Raw genomic sequence first — 15,255 nt, 5'->3', positions numbered from 1 at the left:
GAATTTGTATTTTATTCCAGCTTATAGCCCTGAGTTAAATCGAATCGAGATGGTATGGAAGCAGATGAAATATTATTGGCGAGATTTTCAAGTCATGACAGCTGATAAAATAGAGCAATGGGTGGAGAGAGTATCAAACCAATTCGGAAAAGAATACATGTTTACTTTTTAATGACAGCTTACGCTGATTTTTAAAGTATCGATTGGAATCTTCATTTTTTACTTTTTTATTTTTTTATTGATTTGGTATATCTCAAGCTTTATTTCTTCACCTTTGAACCGCTTGGCACGTATGGCAAGTATGCTCAATCATGCGGACATTGAAAATAAAATTAAAGAAGTTGATCCGTGGTATTTCGAGGTTTTAAAGTTTAGAACCTCATTATTAATGAGTTCGGAAACCTTTAGTGATCGGATTGCGGAGTTAAAACATCGTGTCAATACGGACCCATTAACAGGTTTATATAACCGTCGTGGTATGCAATTATTTTTAAATGAACTGCTAGAGACTCGTACCGAATTTGCAGTATTAGCCATTGATATAGATTTTTTTAAGCAAATTAATGATCAGTATGGGCATGATCAAGGTGATGTGGTACTTAAAACGCTCGCGCAAATAATGCTAACTAATTTTAGGGAACAGGATGTTTGCTGTCGTAGTGGCGGTGAAGAATTTCTGGTTTTAATGACGACTGCAGATGCAAATGTGGTGTATAAAGCTGCAGAGCGGCTTAGAAAAACCATGCAGGAAACTACGATTAATCAGATGGGTCAAATCACCATCTCTGTTGGCATCGCTTTTTGGCCTCGAGATGCAGAAGATGTGTCTGATGTACTGAAACTTGCAGATAATAAATTGTATGAAGCTAAACATGATGGGCGTAATTGCACAAAGTCTACGGCCGTATGAGGATTTGGAAAGATTCTTCTTTAGCTGACACGGAGGTATGCTTTGGAAAAAGATCAAGATCCAACGATAGTGGTTGAAGACAGTCCTGAACAAGAAAAATATGAACTTTTGAAAGAAAAGCTGAAATACAAACAGGCGGAGCGCGAAAATTCTAAAAAAATTGATCATAAACAAGTACGGTTGAACATTCAAGCGGATGCCTTACCAAGCAAAACCTTCTTTATTATGAATGCTTTGGCAGCTATTATTGCGGGCTACGGTTTACTGTCAAATTCAGCCGCAGTGGTGATTGGTGCAATGCTAGTTGCGATGATGCTAGGCCCTATTTCAGGTATTGCACTCGCCTTTATTGATAATCGTTGGTTACTGTTTAAAACGGCCTTAAGCACCTTGCTGCTTGGTGTGTCGATGATTGTCAGTATTGGCATCATTTTAGGTCTGATCAATTTTAACTTGCCCATCACCCATGAAATTCTGTCTAGAACTCAGCCCACCATTATGGATTTAATGATTGCACTTGCGGGTGGTGCGGCAGGGGCATTTGCAGCCGTTTCGCCGCGATTGTCTGTGGCTGTTGTTGGTGTTGCAGTTGCGACCGCTTTAGTACCTCCTTTGGTTGCAAGTGGCATATTAATTACGCATCTAGAATGGAAACATGCAGCAAACGCGCTACTGTTGGCACTGACCAATATTGTCGCGATTCAAATTAGTTCCTCTTTGGTATTGTGGGCAGCAGGTTTTAGACGCGGTTCGGATGAAGAAGTACAAAGTAATGTACTTGAGTTTTTAAAACGAAATTTGGCTAGCTTAGTGGTTTTAGTGCTTTTAAGTATTTATTTGAGTTTCAATTTTATATTGATGCTGAAAAAGCAGATTTATGAGCAGCAAGCTGAAAGCATGATTAGCACTCAGTTTAATCAGCATAATAATTTAATTGATACGGTGCAGTTTGATCGGCGTAAAGAGATGACTCTAATTCGCGTAGTATTGCGTGGAGATATAGCGCCAAAACCTCAACAGATTTCTGCATTAAATCAAAAACTGGCACAGGATCCACGCGGAAAACCCAGTGTTGTTCAAGTGCGCTTTATTCCTGTGCAAATTATTCAAGCCAAAGAAAGTCCTGATTTTGAGATGAAGCAAGTTGAAGCCGAGCAGTTGGTACAACCTTAGATGAAGAAATTGATGGTATTTATAGCTTACTTTAGATGGCGTCTTATTATTCAATAAGCACTCATAATGTTACATATTACACAGATTTAATTTAATAGTCTCAAAAGGTTATAGTTAAGCCAATTTTAAGCTAAGTGATTTAACATCCGTTTTATTTCAAATCAGATTCACTATGCTTCCACGCTCTCCTTACAAAGGCACTTCTGGTTTACAACGGATTTTGAACGCCACAGGTTATTCTTTGGCAGGCTTTAAAGCCGCCTTTCAAAACGAAGCAGCATTTCGGCAAATCATCCTGATTAATTCACTGCTGATTCCTATCAGTTTTTTCATGCCTGTCAGTCGTGTCGAACAAGTGCTCATGATCGTGGTGTGTTTACTCGCCATCATTATCGAACTGATTAACTCTGCTATTGAAGCTGTGGTCGATCGTGTTTCGATGGAGCAACATCCCTTGTCTAAAAATGCCAAAGATATGGGCAGTGCAGCGCAATTTGTTGCTTTGGCAATTATCGCATTGACTTGGGGCGCATGCCTGATTCCTGCTTAATCCCTTAAAAACAAGCATAAAACAGACTTTAAAATAGATAGTGAGTTGAGTATTCCTCATGCGGCATCAGCATTCAAAATTTTTACTTCTTCAAGCAATTTTACTCCTTCTGAGTTTGCTGATATTGCTCAATTTCTTTAGCGTTGCAGGCAGACTAGATTTACACCTCATTCAACCCTTTATGGATGCTCATGCAGAATTTCCACTTCGACAAGACTGGGCATTGGCTGAATTAAATCATCGGTATGTCAAATATATCCTCATTGCGGTATATCTGAGTTATTTACTGGCTTGGTTGCTGTCTTTCAGATTTCAAAAATTACGTGCTCGTCGTTGGGAGTTTGGCTATTTCTTTTGGATGGTGGTGATTTCGACCAGTGTGATTGCAATACTTAAATCACAGTCGGCACATGCTTGCCCGTGGGATATGAGTTTAGCCACAGCGCATGGTGTTCGGTGGGATTTAAGTGCAACGGCAGGGCATTGTTTTCCTGGTGGGCATGCCTCAAGTGGTTTTGCTTTATTGGTAGGATATTTTGTTTATCGGGTTGCTCAACCTAAACGTGCTTATTTTTTCTTCATTGCGGCTTGCATTTTAGGCATGGGGATGGGCTGGGCACAAATGATGCGCGGGGCACATTTTTTTAGTCATAATCTTTGGACAGGCTGGATTACTTGGTGTTTGAACGTAGTCGCTTATGCGTTCTTGGCGCATAAATTGCCACAATCAAAATTTAACTTAAAACCCGATTTTAACGCATCGGAAATTTAACCTGCACACATAAACCACCTAAACTGGCATTTTTAGAAAACTCTAAACTTGCACCTAAGCGTTGGGTGGCTTTATCTACAATAGATAAACCTAAACCACTGCCAATTTCTGCATGGTTGTGAATACGGTAAAAACGCTGTCGAATTTGATTGAACAGTGCGGGGTCAATACCTGCACCACTGTCTTCAATTTGCAAAATTGCATGTTGTTCTTGCTGAAAAATAGTCACATTAATCACGCCTTGTTTGGGCGTATATTTAATCGCATTATCAATTAAATTATAAATAATGGAATGCAAAGCAGAACTTTGCCCATGAATATTCAACTCTTGGCGTTGTTCGACACCTAAATCAATATCTTTTTGCAATGCCAATTGAATGAGCTGTTCCACACAGGCAATGGTCATTTGATTTAAAGAGAGGGTTTGATCGCTTTCAATCAGACTATCTAAGGCATCTTGCTTGGCTAAGCTTAATAACTGATTGACCAAATGCTGTAAACGTAAAACCCCTTGGCTTAAATTATTGAGGGCATCACTATGTGGAAATTGCTGCAATAGAATTTGTACTTGTAAATTGAGTGCAGTGAGTGGGGTACGTAATTCATGTGCAGCATCGGCAACGAACTGGCGCTGTTCCTGCTGTGCGGCAGAAATTCGCGTAAATAACTGATTCATTTCCTGAATCGTGGGTGCAAGCTCGACAGGATAATCCAACATGTGAATCGGGCTGAGATCCTGCGCTTTACGACGTGCCAATTCGCTTTTAAAGTCATTGAGCGGTTGGAAATTATGACGAATGAGCCAACCCAAAGCCAAAAGGGCAAAGGGTAAAAATAGCGCGTAAGGAATAAACATATTTGCCGCTAACTCTAAAGCTAAATATTGGCGCACAGAGTTTTGCTGGCTAATTTGAATTTGTAGATTTTCCTGCGGCAAAATATAGGTATGCCACAGTCCAGATTCAGTTTGATGATTATAAAACCCTGGTTTTTCTACGGGTTGTAGCAACACACCTTGAGGGTGTAATTGTGGTGTTGCATCGGTATATGACCAAATATCGACAAATAAGTCTTCTTCACTATATCTCTGATTTAAATTGATTTGGCTTTGTGTAGGTTCTGGATGGTTTGCTGCAATGCGTTCCGCCAAACTTTGCATTTGTGCATCTAAAATTTCATTGATTTCTTCTAGGGCAATTCGATAGGCTGCAAATACCAAAACGCAGCCCAACATGACACTAAAGATAGAAACATAAACAATCAGACGTTTTTGCAAAGAGTAGGATTGCATTAAATTTGCCCTAAACGGTAGCCCAAACCACGAATGGTACGAATAAAGTCCTTGCCAAGTTTGGCGCGTAAATGGTGAATATAGACTTCAATGGTGTTGCTGCTGACTTCACTGTCAAAATCATATAATTTATCTTCTAAATTACTTTTAGAGAAAATTTTATTAGGGTGGCTGAGCAAAGCCATTAAAATTGCCCATTCACGATTCGACAGTTCAATATATTCACCTTTGAATTTTGCTAAATGTTGTTCGGTATCTAAGACTAAATCGCCATAACTTAAAATATGCACAGTATTATTCACAGGATTTTGTGTACCGCTGCGTCTGAGTAGGGCATAAATTCGCGCCAGTAATTCATCAAACTCATAGGGCTTAATTAGATAATCATCTGCGCCCTGATTCAAACCATCAACCCGTTGTTGCAATTGATCACGCGCAGAAATAATCAGCACGGGCAATTGTGGATGTAACTGGCGAATATTTTTTAATACCTGTATGCCGTCCATCATGGGTAAGCCTAAGTCCAGCAACACCAACTGGATATCATGTTGCTGTAATTGCTTTAAGCCATCTATCCCGTTATTCACCCAAGTAACATCAAATTGCTGTAGCTTGAGCAAGGTCTGGGTCGATTCGGCAATCATAAAATCATCTTCGATGATTAATATTTTAGGCATGTGATGACTCGTGCTGCGGTTGGGTGATATATGGAGTATGACATTGATTCAGCATATCATTTTTCGGGTCAATTACTTTGCTGTTTACATCCAGCAAGCTCAATAAACTTGGGAAAAGATTATCCTGACTCAATGTTGCTTGACGTTGCGCTTTTAAGCAATTCACTTGCGCAGAATTTTGTTGTTGCCAGGTTTCTGAAAACCACATCAGCATAGGTACATGGGTTTGTTGAGTAGGCGCCATAGAATATGGTGCACCGTGCAAATATAAACCATGTTCACCTGTCGATTCACCATGGTCAGACAAATACCAAAAACCGGTTTGATAGTGCTTTTGTTGCGCTAAAGTTTGAATCAATTGACTTAAAACATGGTCGGTATAGACAATCGAGTTGTCATAGGTATTGCGTAAGGCATCGGCAGTGCAACCCTGAATCGCATTGCTGTTACACGTGGGTTGGAAAGGTTGATAAGCTGGGGTTGAGCGTTTGAAATAAGCAGGTCCATGACTGCCCATTTGGTGCAATACAATTAAATGTGAGCGCGTGTCTTTCGGGTCAAGTTGAGCAAGATAAGCCTGTAAACTGTCTACTAAAATTTGATCTAAACACTCACCGCTGGCATCACACCACTTTTGTTTTAGCGCTGCAGGAATTTGATATTGCTGCACCCGATCACAGGCACCTTTACAGCCTGAATTGTTATCAATCCAAGTGACTTGATAACCTGCACGCTGGGCAATATCCAGTAAACCTTCACGGTGACTTGCTAGTTGTTCATCATAATTTTGGCGTGGCATTCCGGAGAACATGCACGGCACAGAAACAGCCGTAGCAGTACCACAAGAGTTGACTTGAGTGAAATTAATTACAGGCAGCTTAGAGAGTTCAGGGTTGGTATTTTTTGCGTAGCCATTCAGCGAGAAGCTTTCGGCACGTGCAGTTTCACCAACCACCAACAGCATAATTTTGGGTGCTGTGCCTGTTTGCGCACGTTGAATTAAATGTGCATCTTCACCATAGCGCAGCAGCGGCAAATTCTGTTTGGGTGCTTTCTTTTTATAATACGATAGACTAGAGGCAATCGCATTTTGTGGAGAAAGCATGCCTTTTAAATCACGATGTTCACGGAAGATTGCAGCATAATCCACATAAAAACAGAACAATAAACCCAAAATCAGCACAATCGAAACTACACTACCGAAGGTCTTTTGCAGTAATTGTCGAGCAAAATGAGTCGGCTGAATTTTAACAGACCACACTAAAACCAATGGCAGTAGCACAAACAGCACACTCCAAACCACCAAACGTACAGACCAAAGATCACGTACTTCACGTACATCGGTTTGCAGCATATTTTGAATTTGGTCTGCGGTAATCACTACGCCCAAACTATTAACAAAATAAGCGCTGAATCCACCAACTACAATCAAAATACTTGCTAATATTTTGGCATTCCAACGCCAGTTCAGCCATTGCAGCAACAGATGATATGCTGACACAATCACGATCATAGTTGCGATCAATAGGCCAGTGGCTTTAATTCCTTGATAAGGTGTGAATTGTTGAATTTTCTCATAAAATCCATAGTTCAATACCAAGCCTAACCATAGGGCAAGCATTAGATTGAAATAGAATAAAGAAATCGGTTTTTGCCAAACGCGCAGTCGGTCTAAGAAAGACGGAGCAAGTGGTGAGTGGGGCTGCTTAGACATCGTCAATGATTCAAAAGACTTTAAGATGCTTTAGCCTAAAATTTGAAACTTAAAACTGACTTAAAATTGTGGGCTGAATCTGTCGTAGTTTTATTTTAGTAACTTTGAAGATAGAAATTTTAGAGAAGTAAACTTTTCATAAGTAACTTGTTTATTCACTTTATTTCTGAATTTCCCCCCTATCTCTGAATATATTTTTATTCAAAGACAGGGCAGAGATTTATACTGAATTTTCTAGGTTTTAAGCCACTGCAACATGGAACATTGAACCAATCCACGCACTAAATACCATGGCGACAATACCCCAAATCATGACGCGCAATGCGCCTTTCCACATACTAGCACCACCGACATAGCTGGCAAGCGCGCCCATAATGCCTAGGCTGATTACACCGACCAACATCACACCTTTATCTAACAGATGCTCAGGTAAGAGTAAAATAGACACCAACGGGAATAATGAACCTATGGTAAATGCCAATGCCGAAGAAAATGCTGCGGTAAAGGGTCGCGCTGAGGTGTGTTCTAAAATACCAATTTCATCACGGGCATGGGCATCTAAAGCATTGTGAGCAGTCAATTGTATGGCCACTTGTTCTGCCAATTTGGCATCTAAACCGCGAATCATATAAATATTGGTAAGCTCTTTTAGCTCATGCTCTGGGTTGAGTTTTAATTCACGTGCTTCCATCGCAAGGTCATTTTTTTCAATGTCTTGTTGAGATTTCACTGAAATATATTCACCCGCTGCCATAGAAGCAGCGCCCGAAATTAAACCCGCAATACAGGTAATCAACAATGTTTGTGAAGATGCACCACTAGCTGCCATCCCAACGACCAAACTCGTCACAGAGATGATTCCATCGTTTGCCCCTAAAACTGCAGCACGTAACCATCCAGATCGTGAAATATAATGTTTTTCGAGGTGGTAAGAATGAGGCATAGATCAAATTCTCTTGTTATTCAATTTTCATTTATTGATGTGTGATATAGCATAAATCATTCTAAAAAAATTATCGGTTAAATAGGTGCTTTATTTCACAAAAAAGATGTTTTGTACAAAGCCAATGACCATAGGTAAAGAAAGATTGAATAAGGATTTCATCATTAAGCAGCATTGGAAGGCTGCTTTGGAGTAGGTTTAGTTTAACCCTTGTTTGCCTTTTGATGGAGCATAGCATTGCCCAGCAGGATCAAACCAAATGGCAATATTTTCGCGATGAATGAGTGCTCGGTTATATGAAGACCAATGGGTTATCGGATAAATTTAACGTTTAGGCTTATTCGTTTGGAAATTATATTGTGGAATAAGCCTTAGAGATAGTTTGTGCACCAAAGCCATTTAAAATTAAATGTTGAGTTGAATTCTCACTTGCCCAATTCAATATTCTTCAAAATCACACAATCGGCTTGCTCATCACCAGAGCAATGATCTGCAGAACTTTGTAGCCAATTCGCCATTTCCTGTAATTGTGCAATCTTTTGATTTAAGGTTTCAATATGTTTAAGCGTGAGCTGCTTCACCTCTGCACTTTGTCGGTCAGCATTTTTCCATAAACCTAGCAATTCTTTCATTTGCTCAGAAGAAAAACCCAAATCCCGCGCATGCTTAATAAAAGACAAGGTTTTTAAATCTTGCTCAGAATAAATCCGATAACCCGAAGCAGAGCGTTTGGCACTATCCAACAAACCAATTTGCTCATAATAACGAATCATTTTGCTGGAAATACCCGATAGCTTAGAGGCTTGACCAATATTCATGTGACTTCTCTCATAAAAGGGCATAGAACAATTTTCTAAACCCTTTGTATGTTGCATTTAAACCTGTGCGGCTTGGAAATATTTTAAGCGGAGCGCATTCCCCAATACAAATACTGAAGATAACGCCATCGCACCCGCAGCAAAAATAGGCGAGAGCAAAATACCTGCAAAGGGATACAGCACGCCTGCAGCAATTGGAATCAAGGCAATATTATAAATAAATGCCCAAAATAGATTTTGACGAATATTGCGGATGGTGGCTTTACTCAATGCAATTGCATTGGGTACACCTTGTAAATTGCCCGACATCAACACCACTTCGGCTGCTTCAATCGCAACATCTGTGCCTGTACCAATCGCAATCCCAACATCGGCTTGTGCCAAAGCAGGGGCATCATTAATACCATCGCCCACAAAAGTCACACGTCCAAATTGCTGTTGTAATTCACGTACAACATCAACCTTGCCTTCGGGTAAAACCTCAGCCACCACATGATCAATCTGTAAACGTGCAGCAATCGCCTGAGCCGTATGTCGGTTATCACCCGTAATCATCGCCACTTTTAAGCCCAGTTGATGCAAGGCTGCGATTGCAGCAAAAGTCGTATCTTTAATCGGGTCTGCAACGGCTACAATGGCTGCCAGTTGTTGATCAATCGCCATATAAATTGGCGTTTTGCCTTCTTGTCCTAAACGCGCAGCTTCTGCATCAAAAGCGCTAACATCTAGCCCAATTTGCTGCATATAACGATCTGCACCAATCTGAATATGCTGACCAGCTACTTGTGCTTCAATGCCTGAACCTGTGATGCTGTCAAACTCGGTCACAGGCAGTAAACTAACTTGCTTTTCTGTTGCAGCTTGCACAATCGCCAATGCAATAGGATGCTCAGACTTCGCTTCTACCGATGCTAAAAGTGCAAAGACTTGATCTGCATCAAAACCCGATTGGACATGAAAATCGGTCAATGTCGGTTTGCCTTCGGTGAGTGTTCCTGTTTTATCCACCGCGACCACTTTGACCTCTTGCAAAAGCTGCAAAGCCTCGCCTTTACGAAACAGCACGCCCATTTCTGCGCCACGACCTGTTCCCACCATAATCGAAGTGGGTGTGGCTAAACCCATTGCACATGGGCAGGCAATAATCAGAACTGCGACGGCATTGACCAAACCAAAAGTGAGGGCAGGGTCTGGGCCAAAAATAAACCAGACCATAAAAGTCAGGGCAGCCAATAACATCACGGCAGGTACAAACCACATGGTTACTTGATCCACCAAGGCTTGAATGGGCAATTTAGAACCTTGCGCCTGCTCGACCATGCGAATAATTTGCGCCAACACCGAAGCCTCACCAATGGCAGTAGCACGAATATTCAGTGTGCCATTTTGGTTGATGGTGCCACCTACAACTTGATCGCCTGCTTGTTTGGCTACAGGAACAGGTTCACCCGTAATCATCGACTCATCTATATAACTATGACCTTCGACTACCTCACCATCTACAGGAATGCGCTCACCCGGACGGATTTCAACAATGGTATTGGAGCTCACTTCTGCCACAGGTACTTCAATAATTTGACCATCCCGATGAATACGGGCAGTTTTGGCTTGCATGCCAATTAAATGCTGAATGGCTTGTGAAGTGCGACCTTTGGCTTTGGCTTCAAAATAACGACCTAGCAAAATCAAACTGACAATCACTGCTGCAGCTTCATAATAAACATGAACTGTGCCTTCGGGTAAAAGCTGTGGCATAAATGTTGCCACCAATGAAAAACTGTATGCAGCCAAAGTTCCCACAGCCACCAAAGAGTTCATATCAGGCGCAAAACGTAACAGCGCAGGAATCCCTTTTTGATAAAAACGACGTCCAGGTAAAAGCAGTACCAATGTGGTTAAAGCAAATTGAATCCACCAGCTTTGTTGTTGTCCAATATTGTGCATTACCCACATGTGAAAGGCGGGAATCATGTGTGATCCCATTTCTAGAATAAATACAGGCAAGGCTAAAATGAGTGAAATCACTAAATCACGTTTCAGTTGTTGCTGTTCTAGATTCTTTTTATCGTGTTGTTCATTAGCGTTATGTTGCAGCAGTTTGGCGTCATAACCTGCTTTTTGAATCGCTTGAATTAGGTCTTGGCTAGAAACAGTGGCATTCGGCTGAATCCATGCGCGTTCAGTCGCCAAATTGACATTGGCTTGTTCTATACCAGGCACTTTCTTTAAGGCTTTTTCGACACGCGCCACACACGAAGCACAGGTCATGCCATCAATAGACAGTTCGATTGGTTGAATGGCTGGCACATCAAAACCTGCACGTTGCACCGCCTTAATGAGCAGCGCACGGTCTAAAGGTTGCGATGCGTGAATCAGTGCTTTTTCAGTTGCAAGATTAACTTCAGCTTTTTCTACACCATCAATTTTTTTTAAGGCTTTTTCGACCCGCCCGACACATGAGGCACAGGTCATACCTTCTATAGACAAGGTTTCCTGATAGAGAGAGGCATTTTGGTGTTTTGCGTCCATGGTCATCTCAATCATCTCGATCATTTGGGGGGATGTGCTTAGCATATAGATTGACATGATGGTAAGGTCAAGTAAATTCTTGCTCACAATAAGCTTGACCTTGCCAGCATGGTAAGCTTTAAACTACAGTTCAATAAAGGCAGAAGTGTGGAGTTCATAATGAAATTATTGATTGAAAATATGACTTGTGGCGGTTGTGCACGTGGCGTCACTGCAACGATTCAAGATGTTGATCCTGCTGCAAAAGTTGAAGTCGATTTAGCAACTAAAATTGTGACTGTGGAAAGCACTGCAACTGTAGATCAAATTACGGCTGCATTGGCAGAAGATGATTTTCCTGCACAAGTTCAATAAAACTGCATCATCTAAGAAGCTCCAATGTCTGAGCTTATTGTAAGGTCAATTGGTCAACTGACGAATTGACCTATTTTTTTGCATGCTAATTTTTGCTTGTTGTTTTTTTGATATGATCCAATGCATACATTTTGATCACGAAGATGCTCAACCATACCAATCAAAAGCTGAGATTTTTTAACTTCAAGCTGAGTTTCATTCATTCAGGGCTGAAACTTGCTGAATGGGAGATATACTGTCATCTAAAATCTACTATTCAATTCTTATCATTATAAAAATTTTTTTTGGCTTTAACTTATTGTTATTAATGTATTTGTCTTAATTTTTAAATTTTATTTATAGTAAAAAATCATTATTTTTAGATGTTTTGCAGCATGATCTAAACTAAGGTGAATAAAATTCACTTTGGACTGAGGTTAAATCATTTTTATTCACTTTGTCATTGCAGTATAAATACCCTCATTCAGAAATTTTAAATTTTTAAATTTGGGTAGTAGATCATCATGACAAAGCCATTCACCTGTTCAATTAAACGCATTCGTTTTGACGAAAACTATGAACCTGCTAACAGCACGCGTTTAACTACCAACTTTGCAAATTTAGCGCGTGGTGAAAGCCGTCAGGAAAATTTACGCAGAACCTTAGCGATGATCAATAATCGTTTTAATTCGCTCGCATCTTGCGATAACCCGAAAGGTGATCGTTATTCTCTTGATATTGACATCATTTCTGCAGAAATTGATATTGAAGGAAATGGCAAAACTTTCCCATTCATTGAAATGCTAAAAAGCACGATCACAGATCATCAAACAAATGAACGCATTGAAGGCATGATTGGTAACAGTTTTTCTTCTTATGTCCGCGATTATGACTTTAGTGTGGTATTGCCTGCATTCGGCTGCAAAGTGAATGAAAAGCCTGAAAGTTTTGGCGATTTGCACGGGAAGCTTTATCAGCATTTGGTCGGTTCAGCAGTGTTTCAAACTGAGTTTCAAAAACAACCAGTGATTTGCCTGAGCGTATCAACCACGAAAACTTATTACCGCACAACCAATGTACATCCTGTCTTAGGTACAGAATATAAAAACGATGAATATTCACGTACCGATGACTACTTTGAAAAAATGGGTTTAACCGTGCGTTACTTCAAACCTGAAAATAGTAATGCACCGCTTGCGTTCTATTTTTCTGGTGATTTACTGCGCGATTACACAGATTTTGAGCTGATCAGTGCCATCAGCACCATGGAAAGCTTCCAGAAAATTTACCGTCCTGAAATTTATAACACCAACTCACCTGCAGGCGAGGTCTATCAGCCAAGTTTGAATTATCAGGATTATTCATTGACCCAAGTTGTATATGACCGAGTTGAGCGTGCTCAGTTGGCAGTGAAGCAGGGTAAATGGACTGAAGAAAACTTTATCAAGCCTTATCAAGACATTCTTGAACAATGGGCTGCTAATTTCGTGCCGCCGCATGCTACTAATCAAGAACGCGTTGCTTAACTTAAAATACAGATAGAAGATTTAAAATGACTATTTTATTACCGACATCAACGGCTGGCAGTTTACCTAAACCTTCGTGGCTGGCAGAACCTGAAAAGCTTTGGTCAGCTTGGAAATTAACAGGGCAAGAATTACTGGACGCAAAACAAGATGCGTTACGTCTATCACTGCATGAACAACAACAAGCAGGGATTGATATTGTGAGTGATGGGGAGCAAACCCGCCAGCATTTTGTTACCACTTTTATTGAACATCTTGAAGGTGTCGATTTTGAGAAACGCGAAACAGTTAAAATTCGTGATCGTTATGATGCCAGTGTTCCTTCGGTAGTGGGTGCAGTTTCTCGGCAAAAGCCAGTATTTGTCGAAGATGCCAAATTCTTGCGCTCACTGACAGATCAACCTATTAAATGGGCGCTGCCTGGCCCTATGACCATGATTGATACTTTATACGATGCACACTACAAGAGCCGTGAAAAGTTGGCGTGGGAATTTGCCAAAATCCTGAATCAGGAAGCACGTGAACTTGAAGCTGCAGGAGTAGACATCATTCAGTTTGATGAACCTGCGTTTAACGTGTTTTTTGATGAAGTGAATGACTGGGGCGTGGCAACATTAGAGCGTGCTTTAGAAGGTTTGAAATGTGAAACGGCCGTGCATATTTGCTATGGCTATGGCATTAAAGCCAATACTGATTGGAAAAAAACACTCGGCTCAGAATGGCGTCAATACGAAGCGGTTTTCCCAAAATTACAGCAGTCAAATTTGGATATTATCTCACTCGAATGTCACAACTCACGTGTTCCGATGGATTTGCTTGAGCTTATCCGCGGTAAAAAGGTGATGGTGGGGGCGATTGATGTTGCAACAAATACGATTGAGACAGCCGATGAAGTCGCAGACACATTGCGTAAAGCATTGCAGTTTGTAGATGCTGATAAGCTTTATCCATCGACTAATTGCGGTATGGCGCCGTTGAGTCGAGAGGTTGCACGAGGCAAGTTACAGGCTTTGGCCGCTGGTGCGAAGATTATTCGTCAAGAATTGTCTAATTAAACGTTTGATCAGGCAAAGTGAATTCAAGTTAAGTGAATCAGGGGTGCTTTTTTAGGCAAAAAGCATCCTTTAAACTTTTGATAAAAGTTGAGTGTTGGAATACGGTGATGGTTAAAGCGACAGACTTTAAAAATGCAATGTCTTACTTATCAAGTGCGGTTAATGTGGTGACGACGGCGGGAGATGCGGGACGTCATGGTTTTACTGCATCTGCGGTATGTAGCGTGACCGATTCACCACCGACATTGTTGGTGTGCATGAACAAATCATCGCGTTCTCATCTCAGTTTTTTAGAAAATAAAGTGCTGTGTGTGAATGTGCTGAATGCAGAACAAGAACATCTTTCCAATGCGTTTGCCTCATCAAAATTAAGCTCAGATGAGCGTTTTAAGCTGGCGGAATGGGCTGCTTTAGAAACGGGTGCTCCTATATTAAAAAATGCATTAGTGAGCTTTGATTGTGAAATTTTGCAAATTCAAGAAGTGGGGACGCATACTATTTTTATTTGCCCAATAGTTGCCATTCAAAAAAATCAACAAGATCAGGCGTTGGTTTATTTTAATCGTCACTATCATCAAGTTGGTGAAACTGAGTTTGTTTAATTCGCTATAAAATATTGCAATATGCGATAATCAGTTTATACTTGATTTATAGCAAAATGCGATAAAATATTATGCATGTGATCACCCACGCTAGAATTATAGAGGCAATGCACAAGTGGCCACAGGCTGAAACAGCACTCGATGGTTGGTATCGAATTATTAAGGCAAATGATCCGAAAGACTTTGCCGAAATGAAGCAGTTATTTCCAGCAGTTGATAAAGTTGGAAAGTTTCATGTATTCGATATTGGTGGGAATAAGATTCGACTTATTGCTGTTGTGATGTATCAGGCAAAGCGTGTGTATATTCGTCATGTGTTATCCCATAAAGAATATGACAAAGGTCATTGGAAGGAGGATTAG

At 40.6% G+C, this 15,255-nt stretch carries 16 protein-coding genes and 1 pseudogene; 10 read left to right on the top strand and 7 right to left on the bottom strand.

Annotated features, from left to right (window positions below):
- From E0H79_RS12240 to E0H79_RS12220, 5 genes are all read left to right on the top strand, one after another.
- Positions 1-172: transposase (locus E0H79_RS12240; protein WP_171458230.1), on the top strand; the 172-nt coding region annotated here is incomplete at its 5' end.
- Between the two features lie 120 nt (positions 173-292).
- Positions 293-910 carry a GGDEF domain-containing protein gene (locus E0H79_RS12235; RefSeq protein WP_228258791.1) on the top strand — a complete coding sequence of 206 codons (618 nt, stop codon included), beginning with the start codon at positions 293-295 and terminating at the stop codon, positions 908-910.
- Positions 911-952: 42 nt separating this feature from the next.
- Positions 953-2,083 carry a DUF389 domain-containing protein gene (locus E0H79_RS12230; protein WP_131261761.1) on the top strand — a complete coding sequence of 377 codons (1,131 nt, stop codon included), beginning with the start codon at positions 953-955 and terminating at the stop codon, positions 2,081-2,083.
- Positions 2,084-2,255: 172 nt separating this feature from the next.
- The gene (locus E0H79_RS12225; RefSeq protein WP_131261760.1) at positions 2,256-2,633 is read left to right on the top strand and encodes a diacylglycerol kinase; all 378 of its coding nucleotides are present in this window, start codon (positions 2,256-2,258) and stop codon (positions 2,631-2,633) included.
- 58 nt (positions 2,634-2,691) lie between these two features.
- Positions 2,692-3,405, top strand: coding sequence for a phosphatase PAP2 family protein (locus tag E0H79_RS12220; protein ID WP_131261759.1), 714 nt, complete (start codon positions 2,692-2,694; stop codon positions 3,403-3,405).
- Here E0H79_RS12220 and E0H79_RS12215 read toward each other — a convergent pair.
- The 7 genes and pseudogenes from E0H79_RS12215 to E0H79_RS12185 form a co-directional block, all read right to left on the bottom strand.
- A complete protein-coding gene (locus E0H79_RS12215) occupies positions 3,386-4,696 on the bottom strand; it encodes an ATP-binding protein (RefSeq protein WP_131261758.1) in 1,311 nt (436 codons plus the stop codon). The two genes, E0H79_RS12220 and E0H79_RS12215, sit on opposite strands and share 20 nt — an antisense overlap.
- Positions 4,696-5,373 carry a response regulator transcription factor gene (locus E0H79_RS12210; RefSeq protein WP_131261757.1) on the bottom strand — a complete coding sequence of 226 codons (678 nt, stop codon included), beginning with the start codon at positions 5,371-5,373 and terminating at the stop codon, positions 4,696-4,698. Before E0H79_RS12210 ends, E0H79_RS12215 begins: the two co-directional genes overlap by 1 nt.
- The gene (locus E0H79_RS12205) at positions 5,366-7,087 is read right to left on the bottom strand and encodes a phosphoethanolamine transferase (protein ID WP_131261756.1); all 1,722 of its coding nucleotides are present in this window, start codon (positions 7,085-7,087) and stop codon (positions 5,366-5,368) included. The genes E0H79_RS12210 and E0H79_RS12205 overlap by 8 nt, the downstream gene beginning before the upstream one ends.
- 241 nt (positions 7,088-7,328) lie before the next feature.
- Entirely contained in the window at positions 7,329-8,030 is a 702-nt protein-coding gene (locus E0H79_RS12200; RefSeq protein WP_131261755.1) for a VIT1/CCC1 transporter family protein, read from the bottom strand.
- A gap of 105 nt (positions 8,031-8,135) precedes the next feature.
- Positions 8,136-8,354: pseudogene (locus tag E0H79_RS12195) on the bottom strand (transposase); the annotation flags it as partial.
- A 101-nt stretch (positions 8,355-8,455) separates the two neighbouring features.
- Positions 8,456-8,848, bottom strand: a complete 393-nt coding sequence (cueR, locus tag E0H79_RS12190) for a Cu(I)-responsive transcriptional regulator (RefSeq protein WP_131261754.1) — start codon at positions 8,846-8,848, stop codon at positions 8,456-8,458.
- 57 nt (positions 8,849-8,905) lie between these two features.
- Positions 8,906-11,377, bottom strand: coding sequence for a heavy metal translocating P-type ATPase (locus E0H79_RS12185; protein ID WP_131261753.1), 2,472 nt, complete (start codon positions 11,375-11,377; stop codon positions 8,906-8,908).
- A 159-nt stretch (positions 11,378-11,536) separates the two neighbouring features.
- Here E0H79_RS12185 and E0H79_RS12180 point away from each other — a divergent pair, with 159 nt between their 5' ends.
- From E0H79_RS12180 to E0H79_RS12160, 5 genes are all read left to right on the top strand, one after another.
- The gene (locus tag E0H79_RS12180; protein ID WP_004970528.1) at positions 11,537-11,731 is read left to right on the top strand and encodes a heavy-metal-associated domain-containing protein; all 195 of its coding nucleotides are present in this window, start codon (positions 11,537-11,539) and stop codon (positions 11,729-11,731) included.
- 503 nt (positions 11,732-12,234) lie between these two features.
- Positions 12,235-13,236: a putative oxygenase MesX gene (locus E0H79_RS12175; RefSeq protein ID WP_131261752.1), complete on the top strand. Its 1,002-nt coding sequence runs from the start codon at positions 12,235-12,237 to the stop codon at positions 13,234-13,236.
- A gap of 26 nt (positions 13,237-13,262) precedes the next feature.
- A complete protein-coding gene (locus tag E0H79_RS12170) occupies positions 13,263-14,291 on the top strand; it encodes a methionine synthase (RefSeq protein WP_131261751.1) in 1,029 nt (342 codons plus the stop codon).
- A 107-nt stretch (positions 14,292-14,398) separates the two neighbouring features.
- Entirely contained in the window at positions 14,399-14,893 is a 495-nt protein-coding gene (locus E0H79_RS12165; RefSeq protein WP_131261750.1) for a flavin reductase, read from the top strand.
- A 71-nt stretch (positions 14,894-14,964) separates the two neighbouring features.
- Entirely contained in the window at positions 14,965-15,255 is a 291-nt protein-coding gene (locus tag E0H79_RS12160) for a type II toxin-antitoxin system HigB family toxin (protein WP_019836372.1), read from the top strand.

Source organism: Acinetobacter sp. ANC 5045, assembly GCF_004331005.1.
Lineage (GTDB): Bacteria > Pseudomonadota > Gammaproteobacteria > Pseudomonadales > Moraxellaceae > Acinetobacter > Acinetobacter towneri.
This window is presented reverse-complemented; position numbering and strand designations above follow the sequence as displayed.

Coding starts and splice junctions, on each gene's coding strand:
- E0H79_RS12235 (WP_228258791.1), top strand. CDS start 293: ATGGCAAGTATGCTCAATCATGCGGACATTGAAAATAAAATTAAAGAA.
- E0H79_RS12225 (WP_131261760.1), top strand. CDS start 2,256: ATGCTTCCACGCTCTCCTTACAAAGGCACTTCTGGTTTACAACGGATT.
- E0H79_RS12220 (WP_131261759.1), top strand. CDS start 2,692: ATGCGGCATCAGCATTCAAAATTTTTACTTCTTCAAGCAATTTTACTC.
- E0H79_RS12215 (WP_131261758.1), bottom strand. CDS start 4,696: ATGCAATCCTACTCTTTGCAAAAACGTCTGATTGTTTATGTTTCTATC.
- E0H79_RS12210 (WP_131261757.1), bottom strand. CDS start 5,373: ATGCCTAAAATATTAATCATCGAAGATGATTTTATGATTGCCGAATCG.
- E0H79_RS12205 (WP_131261756.1), bottom strand. CDS start 7,087: ATGTCTAAGCAGCCCCACTCACCACTTGCTCCGTCTTTCTTAGACCGA.
- E0H79_RS12200 (WP_131261755.1), bottom strand. CDS start 8,030: ATGCCTCATTCTTACCACCTCGAAAAACATTATATTTCACGATCTGGA.
- cueR (WP_131261754.1), bottom strand. CDS start 8,848: ATGAATATTGGTCAAGCCTCTAAGCTATCGGGTATTTCCAGCAAAATG.
- E0H79_RS12185 (WP_131261753.1), bottom strand. CDS start 11,377: ATGGACGCAAAACACCAAAATGCCTCTCTCTATCAGGAAACCTTGTCT.
- E0H79_RS12180 (WP_004970528.1), top strand. CDS start 11,537: ATGAAATTATTGATTGAAAATATGACTTGTGGCGGTTGTGCACGTGGC.
- E0H79_RS12175 (WP_131261752.1), top strand. CDS start 12,235: ATGACAAAGCCATTCACCTGTTCAATTAAACGCATTCGTTTTGACGAA.
- E0H79_RS12170 (WP_131261751.1), top strand. CDS start 13,263: ATGACTATTTTATTACCGACATCAACGGCTGGCAGTTTACCTAAACCT.
- E0H79_RS12165 (WP_131261750.1), top strand. CDS start 14,399: ATGGTTAAAGCGACAGACTTTAAAAATGCAATGTCTTACTTATCAAGT.
- E0H79_RS12160 (WP_019836372.1), top strand. CDS start 14,965: ATGCATGTGATCACCCACGCTAGAATTATAGAGGCAATGCACAAGTGG.